The organism is Bartonella sp. AP280QHHD, from assembly GCF_042196125.1.
In the GTDB taxonomy this organism is placed as follows: Bacteria; Pseudomonadota; Alphaproteobacteria; order Rhizobiales; family Rhizobiaceae; genus Bartonella.
In genome coordinates this window covers 38544-64303 of record NZ_JBHIPQ010000031.1, presented here as the reverse complement: position 1 = coordinate 64303, position 25760 = coordinate 38544, and the positions used below count along the sequence as shown (strand labels likewise).

Sequence of the window (25760 nt, the reverse complement as noted above, 5' to 3'; positions counted from 1 at the left end):
TAAAAGCAGACATCGAAATATTTTAGGATAATTTTAAAGTGATAAAAAATTATGATGCGCATAAACTTGCCTCTCCTTATTATGCGTGCTTTTCTATAAAGTGCTGAACCCAAAGAAAATTGATAAAAGTTGATAAAGCTATATTGCAAAAAAGATGAGAATAACTCTAATATAGAGAGTAGATAATTGTTGAAACTGGTACACGCTATATTTAAACCTTTGTCGTTGCTTAAAAGAATTTATCTTCACTCTCAATTCAAAGAGTGATAAAAATGAAAGAAGAAAGAATGGTCAATCTTAATAGTGGGTATCAAAGTAACCTCAGATATTGGCTCACTTGCATTATTGGATTTGTTGCTATCTTGGCAATTATAATTGTTGGTGGATTTTATATTGCAAAACCCTATCTTGACGGTTTTGTAAGAAAAGAAATAGCCCGTCATTCCATAAAAGCCGAAACATCTGAAGTAAGCATTCTAGGTAAAATCAATTTGAAGAATGTGACAATACCTGTTCCAGCTGGTACATCACTTAAAATTGGTGCCATTTCTGCCCGTCCTCCTCTTTCCTTTATTCCCGGAACTTTTACATTTTATAATGTTGATTTAAAGCATAATAATATTCATGTGCAAATTCCCCAAATTTCTCTTCGGAGTGTATCCCTAAAAGAAAAAGATAGAACGATAACATCACGTCTTTTACAATCAATGATGCGTATTGAGCTTTCCTCAATTATTGCTCCCAATATACAACTTTCTATAGAAAATAAAAATAACCAAACAGAAACGGTTGAGATCAAGAATTTCCAGCTTTCTGATTTTAGAAATAACCATATCCGTTCAGTTAGTATCAAAAATATGGATCTTAAAACGGTCGTAGCAAATGGTGCCAAACAGATGCAACTTATGGCTAAAAGTAATACAATAAAAGCCCATGATATCGACATCAACTATGCCTACTCTATCATTTTTGGAAAAAACAATGCTCTCAATCAAGGTAAAACCGTTACTGGCCCCATTTCTTTGAATAATATAAGTGTCGATATTTTTGAAGAAGCAGAAAAAAACAGCTCTTTCTTCCTTGGGCAGTTTAAAACATCTGGTTTAAAGATGAAACCGCTTGAGCAAACTCCTGAAAAATTAATCAAAGCTTATCTTAATGCAAGAAAAGAGAATAATAAAATCGCTGAAAAAGTAGCACAAAATGGTCTTCTTCTAAACATACTGCTCGCCATTACCTCAGCGGATGCCAAAGTTGATAATATCACCGTTGATATACCGCAGTTGAAAGCAACGCTCGAATCATTCCAATTCAAACCAAGTTTGTGGAAACAACCTATCCCTAAAAAGCTTTTTCTTTCTCTCAATAACCTTTCCGTTTTACCTAAAAAAATGAATGAAAAAGACTTAGAGTTCTTCAAAAATCTGAACTTTGAGCGCTTTAATGTTTCAGGAAAAATTGATATTTCTTACGATGAAAAAAAACGTATGCTCTTTCTTGATACAATGTCTTTCAATATGAAAAACGTTGGATCTGGGAACATCTCGGCTAAGGTTATTGATGTTGATGAAAAGCTTTTTTCTGGTCAGAAAAATATAATGATTGCTGCGTCTCAAGACCTTGGCATCAATGAAATTGATATACAATATACGGATGCAGGTTTCATTGATAAGCTTTTTTCTTATCTTGCGCAAAATCTTAATGACAGCCAACATGATCTAAAAAAGGAACTTTATGACGATTTCTATCTAATGATGACGCAGACCCCAAAAATTCTGCTAAAAAATCATGACGAAGCAGAAAAAATTTCAAAATCCTTAGGAGAATTTGCTAAAAATCCACAAACATTGATCGTTAAAATTAAAGCAAAAGATAATAAAGGTCTCGCAATAGTTGATCTCGAATCTGCTCTACAAAATGATCTATCTAAGGCTTTAAGCAAAGTACATCTCACTATTAAAAATGAAGCGTCGCGTTAAACATTTTGTGCTTTAAACATGATGATCTTGTCTATAAATTAAGAACTTTATTCCTCTTTTTTCTTTTGTATGATACAGAAGGTATCATACAAAGTCATTTATACAGAGAGTATAGAATCTAAAATTGACGATGCTTGGAGTTGTTCATGTCTGATTTATCTTCAAATCGCCTGCCTAATCGCGCTTCTCGTGTCACTAATCAAGCGCTTTCTGCTATCGAGCGTTTTCTCCATATTGAAGCTCTTAGTGGTGTTGTTCTTTTATTAGCTGCTGCTTCTGCACTTATTTTTGCCAATTCTAAATATGCTGCTTTCTATGAATCTTTTTGGCATACACCTCTTGGCTTTAATTTGGGTCATTTCACTCTTTCATGGGATTTACATTTCTGGGTTAATGATGCCCTTATGACTATTTTCTTTCTCGTCGCAGGAATGGAAATTCGACGCGAAATTCATGAAGGGGCTCTTGCCGATTTTAAACAAGCAATCTTACCAATTGTTGCTGCAATAGGGGGCGTTTGTGTTCCTGCAATTATTTACTTTATCTTCAATTTTAACGAGGGACATATCCGCGGTTGGGCTGTGCCAACAGCAACAGATATTGCCTTTGCTCTAGGTATTCTTGCTCTTCTAGGGAAAAAAATTCCCTCTAATCTTCATATTATTCTTCTATCATTAGCAATTATTGACGATATTATCGCTGTTCTTATTATTGCTTTTTTCTACTCAACAAACATTGATCCTAGCGGTTTAATGATTGCAGGAGCGGGTATTGCTTTGGTACTATTTTTTCAGTGGATCGGGCTTGCATCAGCATGGCTTTACATTTTACCTGGTGCAATCATTTGGTGGGGTTTAATGGTAACAGGCGTTCACCCATCGCTTGCTGGCGTAATCTTAGGGATGATGACTCCCGTTCTTCCTACCCGTACTCTTGTAGCGCCACTCACCATGCTCAGTAACGCTATGCAAATTCTTCAAGAAAAAAATACAAAAACAGATCTGCATCATATTTCAACAGCATTGAAAAAGATGCGCAAAGGACAACGGGCCATGATTGCCCCAGTAACACGTGTTCAAAAAGCATTGCATCCATGGGTTGCATACGGTATCATGCCAGTTTTTGCCTTCGCAAATGCAGGAGTAAGTTTTGCAAACTTTGATCTTTCTTCTGACAAATCATTCTTGATTGTTCTGGGTGTTGTCATTGGTCTTTTCATCGGTAAGCCTCTTGGTATTATCACTGCCAGTTATATAGCTGTAAAATCAGGACTATGCCGCCTACCCCCTCATATGACTTGGACAGGTGTTTTACTCATTGGTTTTTTAGCAGGAATTGGCTTTACAATGTCTATTTTTGTTTCAATGCTCGCTTTTAAAGATATTATTCTGCTTGATGCGGCAAAAATTGGGGTCCTTTGTGGCTCAGGTTTATCTGCCCTTATCGGTCTGGGATATGGATTTATTTATATTAAGCGCAATAAAGGAATTTCTCATAGTTCCTAACAAACTAACTGAAAATACATTTTTATGCAGAACTTTTAAAAAGCGATTTCGCTCATTTGTTGGGTTCGGACGATATTTAATGTAAAAGCTGTTGTCTCGCCTCATCTTTACACTTATGAAGGAGAAAACTAACATCATCATACTATTTACGAGCCTCTAATGTTACAACACCTTTGACTCTTAAAAAGACTTATAAGAGATATTTTTATTCCTTTCTTCAATATTCTTTTACTCATGCACCAGCTCCACTCATGATATGCACAGAAATGATTTTAATTGTTTCAATATAAAAGGCTTCGTGGTTTCAGAAAAGCTGCCTTTCGTCAGGACTATTATTCACTATAAAAAAATTAATTATTATGAATCAATATCTTATGTTTAATCATACGAAACAGATAAGAATAAGCAAAATTCAATAATCAGTTAAGTAATTCCATGGTTTATTTTTTTCCAATAAACTACCCTCCTCGTTACTGATTTTATTGCGGTATTCTAAATAACTTTAATTTTTATCTTCTTAAAAGCACATTATTTTTGGATAAAAAATATTTGATTTATCATTATAAATCTTGAATGGAGTCTAGATATCGTATGATTTCCTCATTTCAAATCTGTACATGATGAATCAATCAAGACTATTCTCTTACACGTCACAAGCCGAGGAGAAGTATGGATTATTTGAAGAAAGAAATAAGAATGCTTCATCATATCCATATAAGCGCTGTTCAACAGGAAAACTAAAAATTAAATGATGACGACCAGCTGACACCTTTGATCTAAGTAAAGGAGATGGTGGTCCCCAATAAACTTTACGTTAGCCATCCACAGGCGCCATAATGTGGGGGGGGGGCGCCTTGGGGAGAGAGATATTTCTTCAAAACAAGCGCGTAAATTGGCACTATAATAGCGTTTTGTTTTACGTGAAAGGCATATAGATTTAAATAACGCAAATAAACAAAAACGTGAACCAATGTGTAATATCCATTATTTAAAAGATATTGCTGTCAATACCTTTGAAAATTGTAAAGCAGAATTAAAAGGAAGTTGTAAAATGGAAGTTGGTTTTCACTTTTATGGCTTCATCTCACCCAATTAGGTTTTATCTCCATTTCAGAAATTACCCCACCAGGTATACGCAACATCCTTATTCCTATCTGGCATACAAAAACAGGAGTTGCTCGTAGGCCCCTTATCCGTCTCAATATACCATCAAATATGCATCTGCACTGACATTAGATATTGATACAGGTAACAAAAAACAAAAGATTTATTTGGAATAACAACGTCATAACATCACTACTAGATTGACAATGGAGTGGAAAAATATTCCCGTTTTTTATCATCGACACATCGCTTGTCTCACTCCATGAAAGAATTAAACTTGAAACATGCTTCCACAGGGAGCACTCTAGTTTACGTAATTAACTCGCGGGAAAAAAGAAAATCCTAGTCATTTAGACTATTCTAAAACATATGATTGGTGGAAAAATAGAGCATATATATCGTTGTTCTCCCCTTTTTCCGCTCTTATTTGATATTTATTTTCTTTTTGTTTAAAGAGCACGCTCTATATTTCTTGATATCATAAAATACTCTTCATAGATAATTTAAAAAGCAATATTTCCGAGACTTTCAAATTGTACAACGCCACATAAAATACAAGAAGGGTAAAATAATATGGCTATATTTCTCACAAGAAGAGTTTTGCTTACAAAGACCACCATTTGCAAAATATGTAAACATGATAAGAAACTAGCACAATATACTGCAAAAACGAAAGAATGTATTTCATGTGTGATTGGCAGTATGACACAGAAAATACCTATAATAGAGTAGTTAAGGGAAGAAAGTTAACCTAAAGAACATATGGAGGTATCAAAAACTTTGAAAATCTTAATCATAATTCAAAAAAGAGAAATAGACATGAAAAAAATTTAAGTAATAAAATCATAAAAGAAACACACTGTAACATTATCATTATTTTATGAAAAGTACTTCTGAAGAAGCTATAAACGCATAAGACATGGTAATTTTATAACTTATAGTGCAACATAAATATTATCTATAGAGATATATTTTTTATTGCCTCGTAATACGGAAAAAATTAAATTTTCAAGATATACATAAAGTCATAAACAATCATTTGATGACAAACTAAACATCTCTAGAAAATACATCATCAATTCTATTTTGGTAATTCCGTCACTAATCCAATGAGCTCCCATTTCTCTAAGATTTATAATATTAAATCTGTATTCACGAGGCTGTCCCTCATGTAACATGCATTCTTTGAATAAACGCAGTGCATTGTTCCTTAGTTCTATTAAGGCTTATCGTAAAGTCTTCTCCATCTCACTCTATAGGCTCTAAAACGTTTATAGACGGCATATTTTATATCCCTTCTTAAACAGTTTTTTACCCAAACATCTTTCTCTTGTAATGTATAAGTGACCATTTTAAATTCATCATGAACAAGTTTAAAATGAGAGAGTCCTGCTGTATTAAATATTCCATTTAAGTTAAAATATAAATATCCTTAACAAAAATTATTAATATATATTAAAGCTTTACGTTATTGAAACTCTGTTGAAACTAAAAAATACTTATCCCTTATCAAGTGCATAAACAGCATGTAATGTTCTAACCGCAAGTTCAGTGTAAGCACTATCAATCAAAATAGAAATTTTAATTTCTGAGGTCGTAATTGCTTGAATGTTAATACCCTTTTCAGCCAAAGCCTTAAATGCTGTAGCGGCAACACCTGCATGGCTACGCATTCCAATACCAATCACAGATACCTTGGCGAGATCGCTTTCAAACTGGAGAACATCAAATCCAATTTCTTTGCGATTCTTTTCAAGAAGTGTAACGGCTTTTTCTACATCTGATGATGGTACAGTAAAAGTCATATCAGTTTTTGAGCCATCTTCAGAAATATTTTGCACAATCATATCAACATTAATGCTTTCTTCAGCCAAGGGACCAAAAATTGCTGCCGAAATCCCTGGACGATCGGCAAGCCGACGAAGGGAAATTTGTGCTTCATCCTTAGCAAAAGCAATACCAGTAACATTTTGTTGTTCCACAATTTCATCCTCATCGCAAATAAGTGTTCCAGAAGAACTCATTGGATCCTCCATGCCTAACGCATCAGGATCCTCAAAACTTGAACGCACAAAGGTACGAACCTTATGAACCATTGCCAATTCAACAGAACGAACCTGTAAAACCTTTGCACCAAGAGAAGCCATTTCTAGCATTTCTTCAAAAGCTACTTTTGGTAAACGACGCGCTTTCGGCTCTATACGTGGATCCGTTGTATAAACACCATCCACATCCGTATAAATATCACAGCGATCAGCTTGTACAGCAGCGGCTATAGCAACAGCACTTGTATCTGATCCCCCACGCCCTAAGGTAGAAATCCGGTTATCCGGAGATAACCCCTGAAAACCAGCAATAACGGCAACCTGACCTTCCTGAAAACACTCGATTAAAAAAGATCCATCAATATTAGTAATACGTGCACGGCCATGCGCATTGTCTGTATGAATAGGAATTTGCCAACCAAGCCATGAACGTGCATTCACCCCCATTTCTTGAAGTGTCAAAGCCAACAAACCTGACGTAACCTGTTCACCAGAAGCAACCACAACATCATATTCACGAGCATCTCTATGCATAGAGGAAGCACCACTTGTCCACTGAACAAGTTCATTCGTTTTACCAGCCATCGCAGATACGACAACGGCAACCTCATTGCCTGCATCAACCTCTCTTTTGACATGCCTTGCAACATTATGAATACATTCAATGTTTGCTACAGACGTTCCACCAAATTTCATGACAATGCGCGCCATTAATAACACTCTTACCTTTACATCTCTTATCTCAAACAGTAATGAGAATTAGATGCTGTATCAACTAACCATTTTCTCGACATAGCGAATATCTATCATTTGTGCAAGTTTCATTATGATTATATTAATTTCTCTTGACTTTGTATAAAATCTACTTGACCTGATCATTAAAAATAAAGGAAGGCAACATGATCGATGAAACACAAACAACTATTGATCAAAGTGAAATTGATCATTTTTCACGTATTGCTACAGAATGGTGGAATCCACAAGGAAAATTTCGACCTCTTCACCAATTTAACCCAACACGCCTTGCTTACATCAGAGAAAAAATCTGTTTAGAGTTTAATCGTGACCCTTCTTCACTTACGCCCTTTCACAATTTGAAAATTCTTGATATTGGCTGTGGAGGAGGCTTGTTATCTGAACCAATGGCACGTCTTGGTGCTATAGTTGTAGGCGTTGATGCTGCACAAACAAATATTGAAGTCGCAAAAACCCATGCAGCTCAAAATGATCTTTCCATTGATTACCGCACGACGACAGCAGAAGTACTTGCCAATGAAGGAGAAAAATTTGATATCATCCTTAATATGGAAGTTGTTGAACATGTCGCTGACGTTAATCTCTTCATAGAAGCTACAGCAAAAATGCTGAAACCACAAGGGGTGATGTTTGTCTCAACACTCAACCGCACATGGAAAGCATGGGGGCTTGCTATTGTAGGCGCTGAATATATTCTACGTTGGCTTCCTAAAGGAACCCATGATTATAAAAAATTCCTAAAACCTCTAGAACTTAAAAATTTCTTATCAAAAAACGCTCTGACTGTCATTGATGAGATAGGTATTACTTATAACCCATTAAACGACAGCTGGAATCGCTCAAAAGACATGGGCGTTAACTATCTCCTTCTTGCAAAACGGTCTTAAGAATATGTAATTTACAAATATCATATGCCTTGTAATAAAGAATTGAGCTTTCCCTCAGCCTCTAAAGCATAAAGATCATCACAACCGCCAACGTGATAATCACCTATGAAAATTTGTGGAAATGTATTACGTCCATTTGCACGCTGTACCATTTCTTGGCGAAGGGATGTGGAAGCATCAATATCTGTATACTTTACGCCTTTTTTATTAAGCAAATCACGTGCTTTTGTACAATAAGGACAGTTAGGGCGTGTATAAATTATTACCTCTTTCATAGTATTATCCTCCAATATTTTTTAATAATATTCATTTTAAATTCCTCTTAAGAAGAGGGAAAAATAGAATCTTCTTTGAGAACACGCGAAAATGTTAGCACATCAACCTGTCGTGCACCTGCATCTTTTAATGCAGCAGCTGCTGCTGTAACTGTTGCACCCGTTGTAAATACATCATCAATCAGCAAAACAGAACATCCTTTGAGATATTTTTTAACTTTATGCGAAACCTTAAAAGCATTTTTTACGTTAAGTTTTCTCTCTCTCGAAGAAAGACTAACCTGCGGACGGGTATGCCGACAACGAACAAGCCAACTCGGTTTTAAAAGCTTTTTTTGTGATGCTGCAATGTAACGTGCAAGCTCAGCAGATTGATTATAACGCCTCTCCCAAAAACGACGAAAATGCAATGGAATGGGAATAATAACATCACAATCATCAATAACCTCGCGTCCAGCAAACATCATCCAATTGGCCATAAATGATGCCAATTCTATATGATCACCATATTTTAAGCGCGTTACTAAAGTTCGTGCAAGCCCTTTATGAACAATGACTGAGCGAACACGTGAAAAAGGATGGGAATTACGGAGTGCTTCACCACTAAGAAAACCATCCCCCATATCACAAACAAAAGGAGTCCCCATAACAGGACAATAAGGTTTTGTGATAAATTGAAGATCTTTCCAACATTCGGAGCAAATCGTACCATAAGTAAAAACATTTTGCTTACATCCAGGACAAATTGGTGGATAAAGCATCGTTTTCAAGCGTTCAACGAACTTACTTAGTATATCTCCGCTATTTAACGCCGCTTCTCGAAAATACAACATTATAAATTTAGGCTTTTACAAGTTTCCCTCAGAACAAAAGTTCCTTTGTATTTCCTCAATTTATAATTTTAATTCCTTTAAAAACTCTTACCTTCTATAAATTTATTTTCTTTCATATTATAAACTTGACAGAGCTTGCACAAATAATGAACCTTTTTAAAATATATTCTTTCATAGATCGAAAGTGTTCTACAATATGTCGCATCCTTTAATTTTTGATCATAACCGCATTGAACAATTCCGAAAACGTGCCTTTCAAAAAGCAAAAAAAGGATGTGACTTTTTACTCTCTCACATGGCAGAAGATCTCTATAAACGCCTTAGCACTGTTGATCGCCTCTTTACATTAGCTCTCGATTTACACAGCCATACAGACCTTGCTGCGCAAGCTTTAATGAAATCTGGAAAAGTTTGTTCCATAGAACGCATTGAGACCGATACGCTTTATCAAAGCCATGATAAAAAATTTCATTTACGTCATCGAGAATTTCTTGATTTACCTCAAAGTTACTGTGACCTTATTGTTTCACTTCTTTCATTACAATTGACCAATGATACCCCTGGTGTTCTAAGCCAGATAAAAAATACTCTTAAACCAGATGGCTTATTTCTTGCTGTTATGGCAGGAGCTGGTACATTAAGAGAATTGCGCGAAAGCCTGCTGCAAGCTGAAAGTGAAATTTATGATGGAGCAAGCCCTAGAATCTACCCTTTTGCCGACATTCGTGATGCAGGCGCTCTTTTACAGCGTATTGGCTTTGCCCTGCCTGTAGCAGACGTTGAAGATATCACAATACGTTATAATACAATGTTTGACCTTATGCACGATCTTAAAGCTATGGGAATGCAAAATGCACTCATCAATCGTTCACGACGCCCTGTATCCAAACGTTTTTTTCTCCGCGCAGCTGAAATCTATGCACAACGATTTAGTGATCCTGATGGACGTATTCGTGCACATTTTTCTTTCATCTGGCTCTCTGGTTGGGCTCCTCATCCCAATCAACAAAAACCGCTACAACCTGGTTCAGCGCAAATATCTCTTACAGATGTTTTACAGCCCCAAAAAATATAATCTAAAATTATTTTTTAAAAATACTTTTATCTGTTGTCCGTAATATTTGACTGGTGACCGTTCCAGCTATCATTGAATCGCTCACGTTTAGAGCAGTCCGTCCCATATCAATTAGCGGTTCAATAGAGATAAGTACAGCAACCAAAGTAACAGGAAGCCCCATAATTGGTAACACAATCAATGCAGCGAAAATAGCACCTCCCCCCACACCAGCAACACCAATAGAACTCAACGTTACAACACCAATAAGCGTAGCAATCCAAGTAGGATCAAGAGGATTAATACCCATAGAGGGTGCAATCATGGTCGCAAGCATCGCTGGATAAAGACCAGCACAACCATTTTGTCCAATTGTTGCCCCAAAAGAAGCTGCAAAACTCGCAATGGATTGTGGTACACCTATCCACTGTGTTTGCGCTTCAATATTCAAAGGAATACTTGCAGCACTTGAACGACTGCTAAAAGCAAATGTTAAAACTGGTAAAACCTTTTTGAAAAAACGAAAGGGATTAATCCCAGAAATACCAAGCAATACACCATGAATTCCAAAAATTAAAATAATACCGACATAAGAGGCAATGATAAAAACCAGTAAATTTAAAATATCTGTAATACGCGATATTGCTCCTACTTTCGTCATAAGTGCAAAAATACCATAAGGCGTCAAAGCAATCACAATACGGACTAACCGCATAATCCAAGCTTGTGCCACTTGAATAAATAAAAGCGCTTTTTCTCCTTTTTCTGGCTCATCTTTCTTTAAAAGAAGAACCGATGCACCTAAAAATGACGCAAAAATCACAACACTAATAATTGACGTACGTTTAGCTCCACTCAACTCAGCAAATGGATTTTTAGGAATCATAGACAAAATCATCTTTGGTATATTCATATCTCCAAGTTTAGAAATATGACCTTCAAGAAGAGCAGAAACATTTTGCCCTTCATGCACCAAACCATCGGTTGTTAATCCAAAAAAATTAACCACAAGCACACCAACCAATGCTGAAAGAGCCGTTGTAAAAAGCAATATTGAAATTGTTATTATACTCATCTTTCCAACAGCATAAACAGAATGTAAATGAGCAACTGCTGAAACGATAGAGATAAAAACCAATGGCATAACAATCATTTGCAACAATAAAATATAGCCCTCACCGACAATGTTAAACCATTCAACGGATTTCAATAAAGTGCTTTCACCCTCTCCATAAATAAACTGCAAAACACTTCCAAAAATCAAGCCAAGGATAAGCCATAGCATAACACGTAGTGAAAGACTCCATTGCATTTTCTTACTTTGAAAAACCAACAATAAAAAAATAACAAATAGAAATAAATTGACGAAAAAATTAAGTGTCATTGTCTATGCTCACTATTATTATGGTTGACATAAATAATCTGCATAATTCAAAATCAATGCATGATATTTAAAATTAACCTATAAAGCTTACAAGGCTTTTACAAAATCATTATTTTTTTAATTTATAGATTAAAAGAGAATTTTTTATCTACTAATAACTGTTTAAAGAAAATAAATAAAATTATTTTCTTATTCTTTAAATTTATGCTCTTATAAAATAGTTAAATAAGAAAAATATAAACAACATTCATTGCATCTTAATATTGAATAATTCCAGCATATCTTATCCTATAAATCTCCTTACCTCTCTCTTTTTCTATTTGAACTGAAGCGAGCTTTCCAAGCAAGGATGAATTAACAATCGAACATTCATGATTTTTCTAGAAAATACACCAACAAGCTACTTCTGCTCATTTTATGGACTGCACTCTCAATAGCTTTGATCAGCACTTCAAATATAATTATTTTATTGAAAATACTTTTTATACATTCTTTCTTTGCTCTCAATGAAAGCTTTTTTATTTTTCAAAACTCTTTTTATAGTCATAAAAAGGCTTTGAAATACAACATGTTGATTTATAATCATAATTTACTGTTTTGCATATTAAATGAGAGTCCCGAATAACGTAAGATTCTCTCATTTCAAACCTGTTTATCTTGAATCAATCAAAATCATTTGCTTGCACGTCACAAGCAGGGCTGGCGTATGAGTAAAAATGTATAAGAAAGGAGTAGAAAGACCTCTTATGAAACATCTTAATGCAAGAGTTGCCGTAACATTGGAGGGCGGAGCTTGAGCAGAAAATATAAATAATATGATTGCTTTTTATAATAGCGCAGTAAAACGTTTTAACGATACCTATTCATATGCTGATCGAACAACACGTGCATGTGCTATAGATAATTTTGTCACTTTAGATATAAAAAAGATAAGTTGGAGTTATAATGTTACGCAAGAACTAATAAGAGGAAAGGTTTTTGAATTTGAAGAGGCATGCCTCACTCAGAGTTCATATCATCCTTTTACGCAACAGTGGTTTTATTATAATCGGAATCTCAACGATGGAATTTACCAAATGCCTCGTATAGTCCTGATAGGACAAAAAGTTGAAAATAGGATGATACAAATTACAGGCATAGGAGCACGAAGCGTTTTTTCTGTATTGATAGCTAAGAATTTGCCTAATCTAGATGCAATAGATACAGGTCAATGCTTTCCACGGTATCTTTATAAAAACGTTGAATCTCTGTAACTGTTCATGATGAAAAACAATCCCATTTGTTTGCAAATTCAATAAAGGAAAGAAAAACATCTGGTTTACAGAGGCGTGATGCCATTACGGATGAAGGACGAGCACATTTTAAAGCTGCTTATCCTAGTGGAGCATAACAAAGACGATTACAAATTTCTAGATAATGAAAACAATGGAAAAGACTGAGGATATATGATTACAATGAGAGGCTTTAAGCCTACAAATATTATAAATTTTATGAATAGTACAGTTTAAAGCATTAAAAGCAGTCTTACAGTAGATTTACAATGTATGGGGATAATTAATTGCCTATAATAAGTTGCGCTCATACTGATAAAGATTATTCTGCTATAGAAATGTTGTGCTTTTTTGAATTTTTGTGTGTATTCAAACACTCATTCGTTACAAGCTCAATCTCTTTATCTCGTGCCTCTTTATCAAGAATAATAGTATTTTAATATAATACCCCTTTGCATACAAATAGTTATTTCTTATCTATGAATAGCTTATAATTTCATATAACTCTATGAAGATAATATTTTTTATTTATCAATATTTAATGATGTAATTAACACATTCATTATATATAATAATCTTTATTTCTATCTATTTACATAATATATTTTTTTTTTATAAAAATAAAATTGAGTTATACATACATAGATCTATCGGTATTTTTTCTACTGTCTTTTTAGCGCACTGAAAGATTGATATCATAATTTTTGTATAATAAAATGCTCTTTCATATAAGCATCGTATATTGAATTATAATAATTGACTATTAACCGCAAATTATATTTTTTATCCCTTTTAAAAGTAAAAAATATAATTTTCAGACCTATTCATAAGTAGGCTTAGCCAAGTGAATAAAAAATGTTTGATAATAAGCTTTATCTCTTATGAACTATCTTTTGTACAAAGGGACAACATTATGATTACAGAAATATCGTGATATTATTGGGTATAAAAATCACACTGCCCAAGAGATTTTTGTATTGTATCCTTTCCGTTATGAGAAATGTTAAAAGCAAGGTAGGATATGCTCTCTAGAGAAATGAGTGAATGAACCACCACGGTGATATGCATTTTTAAAAAAGTAGGAAGTATCTTTGCTTCAAATTTAATAGGCACATTCTAAAAATAAAGGTTCTACCGACTCATTCCAAATAGAATAGTAATGGGACAAAAATTTTTCAGCATCTGTTTGTCCCATTGCAACAACCTCTTCTAGAGGATTAAGAAAATTTGTTTCATCAAAACCATTCGTATCATACTGTTTGCGATTTTTTAAGCCTTTGCGAGCAATAGCGAGAGCTTGACGTGCTAACTCTAAAAGAATAGTTTGACGAAAAGGAGTTCTTAACCCTTCTTTAGGAACGCGTTGGCGCAACTCTAAAACTTCTTCAAAACACCAATCTTTTGTCAAAGCCTCTGCCTCATTAAGTGCTTCCCTATCATAAAGAAGCCCAACCCAAAAAGCCGACAACGCACAAATGCGCTTCCAAGAACCACAATCAGCTCCCCTCATTTCTAAAAATCTTTTTAAGCGGACTTCAGGAAATAACGTTGATAAGTGATTAATCCAATCTCCCATGTTTGGAATTGAATTTGCAACTTGTCCTTTTAATGCTCCATTCATAAACTGACGAAACGTTATGTGTGTACAATCATAATAACGACCATCCCGCACAACAAAATACATTGGAACATCAAGGGCCCATTCAACATAATCAGCAAAACCAAAACGCTCAGAAAATACAAAGGGCAGAACGCCTGTCCTCTGATTATCCGTATTACGCCAAATTTCAGAACGCCACGATAAAAAGCCATTTGGGCGCCCTTCTGTAAAGGGCGAACTTGCAAATAATGCCGTTGCAATGGACTGTAACTTCATGGATACTTGCATTTTTCGCCGCATATCACTTTCAGATGAAAAATCAAGATTAACCTGAACTGTTGATGTGCGATACATCATATTAAGACCATTATACCCCACTTTAGGCATATAATCAGTCATAATCTGATAACGTGATTTAGGCATTCGCGGCGTTTCAGCTAAAGTCCACTTTGGACTAGCTCCAAGACCTAAAAAACCTATACCTAATGGTTCTGCAATTTTTTTGAGAAGAGTTAAATGCTCCATCAACTCGTAATATGTATGGCTTACTGATTTTAATGGTGCACCAGATAATTCAAATTGTCCCCCAGGTTCCAAAGAAATGGCTCCCTGATCAACTGATCCTACGAGCCCAATAATATTCTCTTCATCTAAAATAGGTTTCCATCCTAAGGCGCTTTGCATCCTCTCTAAAAGCGCTCGGATTCCCCTCTCTCCTTCATAAGGAACAGGGTGAAAACCATCTCTATAAAACGGAAATTTTTCATGTTCTGTACCAATGCGCCAATCATCTTCTGCTTTATACCCCCCTTGGAAATAGCTAACCAAAGAATCTAAGTTATAAATTTCACTTTCATCAGTTATATCAAGCGCCATAACTTACCGTATCCTATAATTGGTATCATCATCTTAAATAAATTGTTTAGAATGATTTTACAGATTTCTCAATCCATTGCCCAATCCCCCACGGTAGCATTAAGAAGAGCCAAAGCAGCAACAGCGGCAGTATCAGCGCGTAAAATACGCGGACCTAGTGATATTGGAAACACAAAAGGATGTTTTTTTAAAAAGCTCCGCTCTTCTTCACTAAAGCCACCTTCCGGTCCAATAAGAATACCAGGTGTTGTAACGTCACGCTTTTTAAAAGAAGGTAATGGATTATGCAATTTATGCTCTTCATCACAAAAGAATAAAGGCTGTGTCTCATCCCACTGTGCTAAAAGTTCTGCTAATGATAGAGCCGATACGCATTTAGGAAGAGATAAAATTCCACACTGTTCAGAAGCTTCAATAACATTGGCTTCCATACGCGCCATATTGATACGCGTAGCCTGCGTATGATGCGTTATAACAGGCTGCAAAATCGATACCCCCATTTCAACAGCTTTCTGCACCATATAATCCAACCGCGCATTTTTGAGTGGAGCAAAGCAATAAATAAGATTGGAATGCGTCGTTTGTAATCTTTCTTGATGGATAAGCTGAACCACAACAAATTTTTTCTTAACAGTGATGAGTTTAGCAAGCCACTCACCATCCTGTCCATTAAAAAGTAAAATTTCTGCTCCTTCTTTCATACGCAAAACATGCATAAGATAAGAAGCTTGTGCCCCCTCTATCTTTATTTCTTCATTCAAAGCCAATGTCTGTCGGATAAATAATCTTTTAAGTTTATAATTTATGCGCATAAAAATTTTGCCAATGCTCACTATCGTCATCGAGAAAATGAAGAAAAATATATAGCAAAAAGAAAAAATTATATCTATAGAACTATAATATATTAAAGAATTATAGAGTTTTTTTAGCTTTATGAGATAATAATAGGAACTTATAGATCCTTAAGTGATTCTGCTTTCATAAAAGTTTAAATAATGCACCATTCATCTTTGCATTCAGTCATTGATGCATCCGTGGAGGAAAAATATGTCTGCTAAAAAAGCTACAATTATTACGATTACAACCCTCTTAGCCTTTATTTTGATTACAGTGGGAATTGGTTCTGTTGGAGCCGACGGGAAGCATACAATTACCAAAGATGGCTATGGTATTTCTTCTGCGATTCAATAAGCACTGGCCAACATCCTCCTTAAAATTTTAATGTTTTTTAGCAATTTTTATAAGATTAGCACCGATATTATGAATCTCTTGTATTTGAAAGATTCCATAAGAAGGTTTTTTATTCCTCTCTTCAGTCATTTATCTATACCAACCTCACTTATTATGACGGTGAGGATGGTTTTTACTGCTTCACGACGAACGGATTTAAAATGAGAGAATCTTCCGATAATGGGAGCTCTGATTTAAATTTAAAAGACAATTTTAAGTTGCAAAAAGACGAATTACCATTATAGGATAGAATATTATACAGATGAAAAACGATACTCAATCTGCGTTAATATCTTTTGTAACCCAAAAATCGCCATGATTTTGTCCTTTAGAGCTTAGAGAAAATGTAAAAGGCCATGCAAGGCTATTAGCAAGACATTGGACATCTTTACATAAAGTTTCTGATCTATAGTTTTTGCGTAGTTGTGCCTGTAATATCAGTTCATTTTCCTTCCCTTGCGCAATAGCAGTTGCAATGATTCCTTGAATGGATAAGCTCAAGTCTGCTGTACGCATTAATGACTCTGTTACCTTCATCATACCTTCTGAAAAGCTTGTCTGAATATCCCAGTGATCAAATGTTGTTGAAAAAGTATCATTATTCATTAAAAGAAATTGTTGTTTATTTGAAAGTCTTGTTTGTAATTCATTCAGATCATACCCTAATAGCCGACCAGAAGACATCTTCAGTGTTAACTCACCCTGCATTTTCGTAAAAATTTCTGGCCAAGAATCAGCAAGTGTTCGTACCGTTGCAGTAAAATTCGTTTTGCTTTGTATAAATGGAATAAATCCCAAGATTTCTAAAGTCTCCTGCATATCAATAGAAGCACCTGAAATATTTCCTCCAATACGCACTTTCTGTCCAGCTGAAGTAACTTCAATATTACTTTGCACAGATCCACCAAAAATATTCGCATGTCCAAGATCAAAAATACCATGACCATCTCTTATTTGTATTGCAGCAGCTAAATTTGTGAGTGAAATATTTCCTATTTTAGCTTGTGGCGCAGAAAGTCGTATATCCACGCCAATACAATCAAAAGTTCTCATGTCAAAGCAGGCATTTTTCTTTTTACCTGAAAAAAACATTGAACCCAAGAGGCTAAGGTCTAGATTATCAAAGGCTAAAGAGCCCATGACATTTGGTACATAATCTTGAAAATCGAGTTTTAAAGCTCCTCGCGCATTGGCTTTCCCCATCGTAAATGTAACATTGTTCATTTGGATATGCATTGGCTGCGCTAAAAAATGAGATTCCCATACAATGGGTATTTTTAATTTATGTCCCCAAAACTGATTTCCACCAACCCAAGACAATGTCTGATTCCATCCAGGAGAACGCATTGACACTTTTCCGTCAAAAATATAATATTCAGATAATCGAGCCTTTCCTGTAAAAGTTATTCCCCCACGTACAGAATTGAGACTTGCCCTAATATGACTTTTGCCTCCAGCAAGAAGCAGTAATGCTTGAGAAGCATCAAGTGATAATTTTGTAAACTCTCCGCGCCAACGCGCATCTGCACGTAACCGTACTTCCTGAGTTGATTCCGGCCAATCTAAAGTTGCATTTAATCCTGTTATTTTTTCTGCTACTCCTGAAAAACTATCGTGATACACAAGAACACCATTTTTAATGACAATCCGTCCAAAAGGTTGTTTTAAAAGGTGCTCTATCTCTGGATGCTCAGGATTATGTTTTAATATTTCACGCGTATTACGTATTGCCACCCCTAATGCACCTTGTGAGCGAGAAAACCGATCAAAAAAATCTGCTATTGTTTTAACAGGCTTTTCCATAACAAATTGAGGACGCATAATCCGCGTCTCTGAAAAAGAAATATGTCCCCAAAGAAGATCGACGACAGAAAGATCAACTTCTATTGATTCAGCTTCCATTAATGGCGCAACATCATCCATTTTTGATGTTAAAGTAACGCCAGAAAGAAATGCTTTAGGATAAGGAAAAAGATGTAACCGCGGTGGATCACGCAATTGCACATTGTAACCCGTCCACGCACTTAAATCCTGCGCTAAACGAATACGAATCGCATCTGTAGAAATAAGATAAGGTAAAACGAGAATCCCCACTCCAAATAAAAAGATAATTGTAATAAAAACTCCGCTCAAAAATTTTATTATTCTGATGCGCACATTATCCCTCTATACTTATCCCCCTATAACAGATTAAAAACAAACTTAAATGATCATAAAAAGTTTTTATAATCCTATAATTCACTATATCCACTTTGTATCTTCATTATTTTTGTTCTTTATCCAAAATTTATTCAAACAGCAATGTTGCTGCTTCTTTATAAAGCAATTATTTAAAAGTCTTCAAAACTATAAATCCACAACATTATAAAACCATTCTTACTGTTCTCATATGAATATTGCTATAAAACTCTATCGTATTATTAGAAAATGCTTTACAAAAAAAACAAACAGCCTTACCGAAAGGATCTCTGAATGAATAATATTATCGACGGAAAAAAACTTGCTGAAGAGATTATTGTGAAAGTTAAGGCCGAAACAGCAAAGCTCCGCCATCACTATAATATACAACCTAGTATCGCTGTTATTATCGTTGGAGATGATCCTGCAAGTCAAGTATATGTCACCTCAAAAAATAAAAAAGCCGAAGAATGTGGGTTTCTTTCAATCAAACATGTCGTTTCCAAAGAAACGCAAGAAAAAGAACTCCTTCAACTTATTGCAACATTAAATTCTGATCCCAAAATTCATGGTATTTTGGTACAGCTGCCTCTCCCTGCTCATATGAATACAAATCGCATAACACAAGCCGTTGCTTTCCAAAAAGATGTTGATGGTTTTCATTATATTAATGTAGGAAAACTCGCGGCAAATGCACTTGAAGATGCAATTATTCCCTGCACTCCAGCTGGTGCCATGATGATGATTGAACAACACTGTGGACGAGATTTATCTGGACTTGATGCTGTCGTTGTTGGACGCTCTAATATTGTTGGAAAACCTATGGCTGCCCTTTTAACAGCAGCCAATGCCACTGTGACAATTGCCCATAGTCGTACCCGTGACCTTGATGATGTGTGTCGAAGCGCTGATATTCTAGTAGCAGCTGTAGGCCGCCCACAAATGATTAAAAAAGACTGGATAAAAGATGGTGCAATTGTTATTGATGTCGGTATTAACCGCGTTGCTGCACCAGAAAAAGGTATAGGGAAAACACGTCTTGTTGGTGATGTCGATTTTGAAAACGTAAAAGAAAAAGCTGCTGCGATCACCCCTGTTCCAGGAGGCGTTGGACCAATGACAATTGCCATGCTTATGGTTAATACACTCAAAGCCGCCGCGCGATCACACAATCTGCCGATACCAAAATTCTAAAAATTGTAACAATTCCTTGTATATGGTTTCATTGTATATGATTCAGCTTATTTATTTTTGCATTTTTCATGTCATAAAAACAGATGCCCCTTGATCTGCACGATTAACGGATTGACGAAAAACATGAAAAAGTTCGCGTCCAACACCATGTTCGTTTTTTGAAAGATCCGGAGGTATGATTTTTCGCGCGTTAAATTTTGCTAAATCCTCCAAAAGAGTTAATTTACCCTCATGAGCATCAAGAAAAACAATATCACCATCCTGCAAACGTGCAATGGGGCCATTATCCACTGCTTCTGGTGTCACATGGAGAGCAGCAGGAATTTTTCCTGACGCTCCTGACATACGCCCATCGGTTATCAATGCTACCTTTTGACCGCGATCTTGTAAAACGCCTAAAATGGTTGTTAATTTATGAAGCTCTGGCATACCATTGGCTTTTGGTCCTTGATAGCGAATGACAGCGATAAAGTCTTTATTATGCAACACTCCAAATTTAAAAGATTTTTGTAGTTCCTCTTGATCATTAAAAACAAAGACTGGTGCTTTAATCTGCCAATACTCTGGTTTAACAGAGGAAACTTTTATAATAGCTGTTCCCAAATCTCCTGATAAAACACGAAGACCACCATCAAGCTGAAATGGCTTTCTCCACCCCGCTAACACCTTATGATCACCACTTTCCTTAAGAGCCGCTTCACGCACCACATGACCATCAGCAGAAAGCTTTGCTTCAATTGCATAAGCATTGAGATCTTTACCAAAAACCGTAGAAACATCTTCATGTACCAAACCTGCCTCGATAAGCTCGCGAATAATAAATCCCATTCCCCCCGCAGCGTAAAAATGATTAATATCTGCTAAACCGTTAGGATAAATGCGCGCTAAAAGAGGCACAACGGATGAAATTTCTGCAATATCATGCCATGTCAATTTAATACCGCAAACAGCAGCCATAGCAATCAAATGAATCGCATGATTGGTAGAACCTCCTGTTGCATTTAATCCTACAATGGCATTCACAAAAGAACGCTCATCAATGATCATACCAAGTGGACTATAATGATCACCAAGATCTGTCATTTCAAGTACACGTTTCGTAGCTTCTTTTGTTAAAGCATCACGCAACGGTGTATTCGCATTAATAAAAGAAGCTCCAGGCATATGAAGCCCCATCATCTCCAGTATCACCTGATTAGAGTTAGCTGTTCCATAAAATGTACATGTTCCTGGCCCATGATAAGAACGTGCTTCCGATGCTAGAAGTGTTTGGCGATCTATTTTATTTTCCGCGTAAAGTTGACGTATCTTTGCTTTTTCATCATTACCTTGACCACTTGTCATAGGACCAGCAGCTATAAAAATTCCTGGTAAATGACCAAATGTTAGGGCACCAATCAATAAACCTGGCACAATTTTATCACACACCCCAAGATACAATGCTGCATCAAAGACATCGTGTGATAAGCTTATAGCTGTTGCCATTGCAATTACTTCACGTGAAAAAAGGGAAAGCTCCATCCCCGCATTTCCCTGCGTAACACCATCGCACATCGCGGGAACACCACCTGCAACCTGTGCAACACCACCAACCATACGGGCCGACTCTTTAATTAAGTGAGGAAATTTTTCAAAAGGTTGATGTGCTGAAAGTATATCGTTATATGCCGTGATAATGCCAATATTCCCAACGATATTTCCCTTCAAACGCTCTTTATCTATTGCACCACAAGCAGCAAAGCCATGAGCCTGATTGGCACATCCTAAAAAACTCCGTTTGGGGCGATGAACTTGTGCTTTCGCAATACGATCTAAGTAAATTTCTCGTGTTGATCGAGAACGTTCATAAATTCTTCGTGTAACTGTGGCAATTGTCTTGGAAAGTGCCATATTTCTCTCCCCCTTTCATTGTTTCTTCCCCTCATTCATTGAGAGAGATTACGTTTTATTCACTTTGTGTCACATATTTTGATTCACTTATTTCATTTTCTGCAGGCGACCAATAAACCTGAACGAGATGAGGGGAATTACGCAAAATTGCCCGAATAGGCATTTCTATTTCAGACCCGTCTTGACAAGCTTCTTCAAAACAATCGCGTTTCTGAAAACCCTCGAAATGGAGAATAACGCAACGAGATTGCATAATAACTGGCAAAGTTAGTGAGAGTCTTGGCTCAACAGCACTCTTAGCATGAAGGGGTAAAACAAGTGCTTGTGTTCGTAAATCAAGCGCTTGCTTTAAACGATCAGAATCAGGAAAAAAAGAAGCCGTATGTCCATCCTCCCCCATTCCTAAAACAACAACATCAAAGGGTTTAGGCAAAGTATTAACACGACTCGCCGCTGAAAAAGCAGCAAGTTCAGCAGTAATTGCTTTATGATAAAGCCCTACAAAACGTGCTTTTGCGGCAAAATTTTGTAACAAATGACACCGTACCATATGTTCATTTGAACGTTCATCGTGTGCAGGGACAAAACGTTCATCGACCAACGTGATAATAATCTTTTGCCAATCAATATCCGCTTTTGACAAATAATGAAAAAACAATTCTGGTGTTTTACCACCAGACACCGCTAAAACTGCTCTCTTGCGCTCAAGAACAGATACACTAAGCTCTGCGGCTACTCGATCTGCTAATGCCAAGGCTAAAGTCTGAGGGGTTTCAAAGTCTAAACGATCAATATTCATTCTATACATACTTATTGCTCTAAACTAAATTGTTCCATATACGCCCATCACGTTCCATGAGGCTCATCGAAGCAGACGGCCCCCATGAACCAGCGTTATAACTGTGAACAGGCTGTTTTATTTCTTCCCATCCCTCAATGATTGGATCAATCCAACGCCAAGCAGCCTCAACTTCATCACGACGCATAAACAGTGTTTGATCTCCACGAATAACATCCATTAATAAACGTTCATAAGCATCAGGATTACGTTCAGAAAATGCGGAAGCAAAACTCATGTCTAATGGAATGTGACGAAACCGCATACCGCCATAACTTGGATCCTTAATCATCAACCATTGTTTTACACCTTCATCAGGTTGGAGACGAATTACAAGCCGATTAGAAAAAATTTCATCTAAATCCACATTAAAAATATTATGAGGAATAGGTTTAAAAACCACAACAATTTCAGACATTCGCGTGAACATGCGCTTACCTGTTCGTAAATAAAAAGGCGTATTAGCCCAACGCCAGTTATCAATCTTAACCTTAAGTGCTACAAATGTTTCACTCTTACTCACTCTTCCTAGATCATCAAAATAAGACTCTACCGATATACCATTTGATAGACCAGAAAGATACTGCCCACGTACAGTATGCTGCCCTACATTATGGACATCAAGCGGTGTTAAAGAATGTAAAACTTTAAGTTTTTCATCGCGCACAGCATTAGCACTGTTGGTAAATGGTATTTCCATCGCAACCAAACAAAGTAACTGTAGCATATGGTTTTGAACCATATCGCGTAGAGCACCAGTGCTTTCATAGTATTCTGTACGCCCCTCTAACCCTAAAGATTCAGCAACGGTTATTTGAACATGATCAATATAATTGGAGTTCCATAGCGGTTCATAAAGTGTATTAACAAACCGCAATGCCATTAAATTTTGAACAGTTTCCTTCCCAAGATAATGATCAATGCGAAAGATCTGCTCTTCATTAAAGGCGCTTGCAAATACATCATTAAGTGAAATAGCTGTTTTTACATCGCAACCAATTGGTTTTTCAATGATAATCCGTGTTTGTGCTGTCACCAAATTATTTTTTCCCAACTTCATCGCAATATCAGCAAAAAGTGACGAACCAACAGCCAAATAAAAAGCTCGAATATCTGCTGAATCTTGTGACAGAAGGAGAGCTAAATCCTCCCACCCTCGATTTGAGGTAACATCAACAGAAACGTAAGTTAAACGTGCAAGAAAACGATTGAGTTCTGTTGAATTGAGATCTTTTGGATGGATATGTTTTTCTAAAGAAATGCGAACAAAATTTTGATATTCTTCACAACTTAAGGAAGTGCGCGAAACCCCAATAATACGTGTTGGCTCACTGAATTGCCCAGCACACTGACAATGATACAAAGCCGGCAAAAGCTTGCGCAACGCCAGATCACCATTGCCACCAAAAACAATACAATCAAAGGAAGAGACTGGAATAATTTTACGCACCATGAACTTGTTTATTTTTCTATTCGATTATGAAATCCCATATCACTTATAAAAGCTTTCATCATTAAAGCAGACAGATACTAAATAAGCCATTAATTTTCTTCATTTCAAGCAATGTTTACATTAAAGGCGATCCAATAAAGAAAACCAACGCATTGCTAAAAATATAAGCGGATAACGCAAAACGCGTCCCCCCGGAAAAGATGAAATCTTTAAGTCTTGGAAATAGGAAAAACGTTCATATTTTCCAGTTAACCATTCTGCGTATAATTTTCCCACGAAAGGAGCCAGCATAACGCCATGCCCTGAATAACCACCACAATAAGTCATCCTTGAGAAAAGTTGGCGAACATAGGGCATGCGTTCAACTGTGATGGCAACCGTTGCTCCCCACCGATGGCTTAAATTGATAGAATGTAATTGAGGATAAATTTCAACAATTTGCCGTTTTATACGTTCATCTAAATTTAGAGGATGCTTATTATCATAACTTTCTACACCACCAAATAAGAGACGATTATCAATGCTTTTGCGAAAATAGCGAACCATAAAACGGGAATCATCAACCGATTCCCCCCCTATAAGAATTGAACTATGCTTTGGTAATGGGTCCGTTGCTCCAATATAAGAGCGAATAGAAACAATATTTTTCTCAATAAAACGCTCCAGACCAAGTTTATACCCATTTGTTGCAAGTAAAACATGCTCTGCTGTTACACTGCCTTTTTCTGTTATTACTTTCCAATGTGCTCCCTTGCGCCTTATGGTCGTTACTTGTGACTTCTCATAAAGCTTAGCACCAGCATCTTGTGCTCTTTTTGCCAACCCAATAATCAATTTTAAGGGATTTATATGACCGGTATCCGCATCATAAATACCACCACAATAAAAAGTTGATCCAAGTCGCTCAAATGTTTCAGCCTTATCCATAAAAGTAAGCGCGTGATAGCCATAACGCTGCATCGCCTCAATATGCCGTTGATAAGAGAGAAGCTCACGCCTTTTATGAGTTACAGAAAGCTGTCCTCCTATCAAATCACACGGACAATTAGGCATTGCGCATAAAGCTAAAATATCTCTTTTAGCTTCTTCTGCCAAATCAAACAGAGCCTTACTGCGCTCAAAACCATACTTTTTTTCTAATGTTTCTACCCATTGCCGTTGCCCTGTTCCCAGCTGTCCACCATTGCGCCCTGAAGCACCATCACCAAAACGTGATGCTTCAAATAAAACAACATCTACTCCAGCCTTGGCTAAATGATAAGCAGCCGAAAGACCCGTAAATCCGCCTCCAATAATGACCACATCACACTGTCTGTTTTCACAAAAAGAAGGATACGATGGACGTTCTCTTAAAGCATCTTCATACCAAGAAATTCCTGGAGAAATTGAATTATCATCAATCATCGTC

Annotated in this window: 18 protein-coding genes; 7 read left to right on the top strand and 11 right to left on the bottom strand. The window is 36.3% G+C overall.

Features of this window, described 5'->3' with window-relative positions:
- The first annotated feature begins 272 nt into the window (after nt 1-272).
- Complete coding sequence (locus ACFIMK_RS03790; protein ID WP_375682992.1) at nt 273-1979, top strand: hypothetical protein; 1707 nt, start codon at nt 273-275, stop codon at nt 1977-1979.
- A gap of 146 nt (nt 1980-2125) precedes the next feature.
- The gene (nhaA, locus tag ACFIMK_RS03785; protein ID WP_375618444.1) at nt 2126-3484 is read left to right on the top strand and encodes a Na+/H+ antiporter NhaA; all 1359 of its coding nucleotides are present in this window, start codon (nt 2126-2128) and stop codon (nt 3482-3484) included.
- Between the two features lie 2603 nt (nt 3485-6087).
- Here the strand turns inward: nhaA and ACFIMK_RS03780 are convergent.
- Nucleotides 6088-7344, bottom strand: coding sequence for an aspartate kinase (locus ACFIMK_RS03780; RefSeq protein WP_375638031.1), 1257 nt, complete (start codon nt 7342-7344; stop codon nt 6088-6090).
- Between the two features lie 188 nt (nt 7345-7532).
- Between ACFIMK_RS03780 and ubiG the strand changes: the two genes are divergently transcribed.
- Nucleotides 7533-8276: a bifunctional 2-polyprenyl-6-hydroxyphenol methylase/3-demethylubiquinol 3-O-methyltransferase UbiG gene (gene ubiG, locus ACFIMK_RS03775; RefSeq protein ID WP_375638029.1), complete on the top strand. Its 744-nt coding sequence runs from the start codon at nt 7533-7535 to the stop codon at nt 8274-8276.
- A 20-nt stretch (nt 8277-8296) separates the two neighbouring features.
- Here ubiG and grxC read toward each other — a convergent pair whose 3' ends face one another.
- Together grxC and ACFIMK_RS03765 are read right to left on the bottom strand one after the other, a co-directional pair.
- On the bottom strand, nt 8297-8551 hold the full coding sequence (grxC, locus tag ACFIMK_RS03770; protein WP_375612081.1) for a glutaredoxin 3: 255 nt from the start codon (nt 8549-8551) through the stop codon (nt 8297-8299).
- A 47-nt stretch (nt 8552-8598) separates the two neighbouring features.
- A complete protein-coding gene (locus ACFIMK_RS03765) occupies nt 8599-9384 on the bottom strand; it encodes a ComF family protein (RefSeq protein WP_375621100.1) in 786 nt (261 codons plus the stop codon).
- 196 nt (nt 9385-9580) lie between these two features.
- On the opposite strand from ACFIMK_RS03765, the gene ACFIMK_RS03760 reads away from it, so the two are divergent.
- On the top strand, nt 9581-10459 hold the full coding sequence (locus tag ACFIMK_RS03760) for a methyltransferase (RefSeq protein WP_375638027.1): 879 nt from the start codon (nt 9581-9583) through the stop codon (nt 10457-10459).
- A gap of 7 nt (nt 10460-10466) precedes the next feature.
- Here the strand turns inward: ACFIMK_RS03760 and ACFIMK_RS03755 are convergent, their stop codons facing one another.
- Complete coding sequence (locus tag ACFIMK_RS03755) at nt 10467-11822, bottom strand: L-cystine transporter (RefSeq protein ID WP_375638025.1); 1356 nt, start codon at nt 11820-11822, stop codon at nt 10467-10469.
- 815 nt (nt 11823-12637) lie between these two features.
- Here ACFIMK_RS03755 and ACFIMK_RS03750 point away from each other — a divergent pair.
- Nucleotides 12638-13075, top strand: coding sequence for a type ISP restriction/modification enzyme (locus tag ACFIMK_RS03750; RefSeq protein ID WP_375612077.1), 438 nt, complete (start codon nt 12638-12640; stop codon nt 13073-13075).
- Nucleotides 13076-14195: 1120 nt separating this feature from the next.
- On the opposite strand, the gene ACFIMK_RS03745 is transcribed toward ACFIMK_RS03750, so the two are convergent.
- Nucleotides 14196-15569, bottom strand: a complete 1374-nt coding sequence (locus tag ACFIMK_RS03745) for a glutamate--cysteine ligase (RefSeq protein WP_375612076.1) — start codon at nt 15567-15569, stop codon at nt 14196-14198.
- 68 nt (nt 15570-15637) lie between these two features.
- Nucleotides 15638-16381 carry a 16S rRNA (uracil(1498)-N(3))-methyltransferase gene (locus ACFIMK_RS03740; protein WP_375612075.1) on the bottom strand — a complete coding sequence of 248 codons (744 nt, stop codon included), beginning with the start codon at nt 16379-16381 and terminating at the stop codon, nt 15638-15640.
- Nucleotides 16382-16616: 235 nt separating this feature from the next.
- Here ACFIMK_RS03740 and ACFIMK_RS03735 point away from each other — a divergent pair, with 235 nt between their 5' ends.
- The gene (locus ACFIMK_RS03735) at nt 16617-16760 is read left to right on the top strand and encodes a hypothetical protein (protein ID WP_273790383.1); all 144 of its coding nucleotides are present in this window, start codon (nt 16617-16619) and stop codon (nt 16758-16760) included.
- Nucleotides 16761-17075: 315 nt separating this feature from the next.
- Here the strand turns inward: ACFIMK_RS03735 and ACFIMK_RS03730 are convergent, their stop codons facing one another.
- Nucleotides 17076-18956 (bottom strand): AsmA family protein, encoded by a 1881-nt coding sequence (locus ACFIMK_RS03730; RefSeq protein ID WP_375638023.1) that lies wholly within the window; start codon nt 18954-18956, stop codon nt 17076-17078.
- Nucleotides 18957-19271: 315 nt separating this feature from the next.
- On the opposite strand from ACFIMK_RS03730, the gene folD reads away from it, so the two are divergent.
- On the top strand, nt 19272-20171 hold the full coding sequence (folD, locus tag ACFIMK_RS03725; RefSeq protein WP_375629801.1) for a bifunctional methylenetetrahydrofolate dehydrogenase/methenyltetrahydrofolate cyclohydrolase FolD: 900 nt from the start codon (nt 19272-19274) through the stop codon (nt 20169-20171).
- Between the two features lie 66 nt (nt 20172-20237).
- On the opposite strand, the gene edd is transcribed toward folD, so the two are convergent.
- The 4 genes from edd to ACFIMK_RS03705 all read right to left on the bottom strand — a co-directional run bounded on the left by edd (nt 20238) and on the right by ACFIMK_RS03705 (nt 25756).
- On the bottom strand, nt 20238-22061 hold the full coding sequence (edd, locus tag ACFIMK_RS03720) for a phosphogluconate dehydratase (RefSeq protein ID WP_375682993.1): 1824 nt from the start codon (nt 22059-22061) through the stop codon (nt 20238-20240).
- A 55-nt stretch (nt 22062-22116) separates the two neighbouring features.
- Nucleotides 22117-22869 carry a 6-phosphogluconolactonase gene (pgl, locus tag ACFIMK_RS03715; protein ID WP_375638019.1) on the bottom strand — a complete coding sequence of 251 codons (753 nt, stop codon included), beginning with the start codon at nt 22867-22869 and terminating at the stop codon, nt 22117-22119.
- Nucleotides 22870-22879: 10 nt separating this feature from the next.
- Nucleotides 22880-24352, bottom strand: coding sequence for a glucose-6-phosphate dehydrogenase (gene zwf / locus ACFIMK_RS03710; RefSeq protein WP_375682994.1), 1473 nt, complete (start codon nt 24350-24352; stop codon nt 22880-22882).
- 120 nt (nt 24353-24472) lie between these two features.
- Nucleotides 24473-25756, bottom strand: a complete 1284-nt coding sequence (locus ACFIMK_RS03705; protein ID WP_375682997.1) for an NAD(P)/FAD-dependent oxidoreductase — start codon at nt 25754-25756, stop codon at nt 24473-24475.
- Nucleotides 25757-25760 lie beyond the last annotated feature (4 nt).

What these genes read in the sequence shown, in the direction of transcription:
- ACFIMK_RS03790 (WP_375682992.1), top strand. Translation starts at nt 273, where the DNA reads ATGAAAGAAGAAAGAATGGTCAATCTTAATAGTGGGTATCAAAGTAAC.
- nhaA (WP_375618444.1), top strand. Translation starts at nt 2,126, where the DNA reads ATGTCTGATTTATCTTCAAATCGCCTGCCTAATCGCGCTTCTCGTGTC.
- ACFIMK_RS03780 (WP_375638031.1), bottom strand. Translation starts at nt 7,344, where the DNA reads ATGGCGCGCATTGTCATGAAATTTGGTGGAACGTCTGTAGCAAACATT.
- ubiG (WP_375638029.1), top strand. Translation starts at nt 7,533, where the DNA reads ATGATCGATGAAACACAAACAACTATTGATCAAAGTGAAATTGATCAT.
- grxC (WP_375612081.1), bottom strand. Translation starts at nt 8,551, where the DNA reads ATGAAAGAGGTAATAATTTATACACGCCCTAACTGTCCTTATTGTACA.
- ACFIMK_RS03765 (WP_375621100.1), bottom strand. Translation starts at nt 9,384, where the DNA reads ATGTTGTATTTTCGAGAAGCGGCGTTAAATAGCGGAGATATACTAAGT.
- ACFIMK_RS03760 (WP_375638027.1), top strand. Translation starts at nt 9,581, where the DNA reads ATGTCGCATCCTTTAATTTTTGATCATAACCGCATTGAACAATTCCGA.
- ACFIMK_RS03755 (WP_375638025.1), bottom strand. Translation starts at nt 11,822, where the DNA reads ATGACACTTAATTTTTTCGTCAATTTATTTCTATTTGTTATTTTTTTA.
- ACFIMK_RS03750 (WP_375612077.1), top strand. Translation starts at nt 12,638, where the DNA reads ATGATTGCTTTTTATAATAGCGCAGTAAAACGTTTTAACGATACCTAT.
- ACFIMK_RS03745 (WP_375612076.1), bottom strand. Translation starts at nt 15,569, where the DNA reads ATGGCGCTTGATATAACTGATGAAAGTGAAATTTATAACTTAGATTCT.
- ACFIMK_RS03740 (WP_375612075.1), bottom strand. Translation starts at nt 16,381, where the DNA reads ATGCGCATAAATTATAAACTTAAAAGATTATTTATCCGACAGACATTG.
- ACFIMK_RS03735 (WP_273790383.1), top strand. Translation starts at nt 16,617, where the DNA reads ATGTCTGCTAAAAAAGCTACAATTATTACGATTACAACCCTCTTAGCC.
- folD (WP_375629801.1), top strand. Translation starts at nt 19,272, where the DNA reads ATGAATAATATTATCGACGGAAAAAAACTTGCTGAAGAGATTATTGTG.
- edd (WP_375682993.1), bottom strand. Translation starts at nt 22,061, where the DNA reads ATGGCACTTTCCAAGACAATTGCCACAGTTACACGAAGAATTTATGAA.
- pgl (WP_375638019.1), bottom strand. Translation starts at nt 22,869, where the DNA reads ATGTATAGAATGAATATTGATCGTTTAGACTTTGAAACCCCTCAGACT.
- zwf (WP_375682994.1), bottom strand. Translation starts at nt 24,352, where the DNA reads ATGGTGCGTAAAATTATTCCAGTCTCTTCCTTTGATTGTATTGTTTTT.
- ACFIMK_RS03705 (WP_375682997.1), bottom strand. Translation starts at nt 25,756, where the DNA reads ATGATTGATGATAATTCAATTTCTCCAGGAATTTCTTGGTATGAAGAT.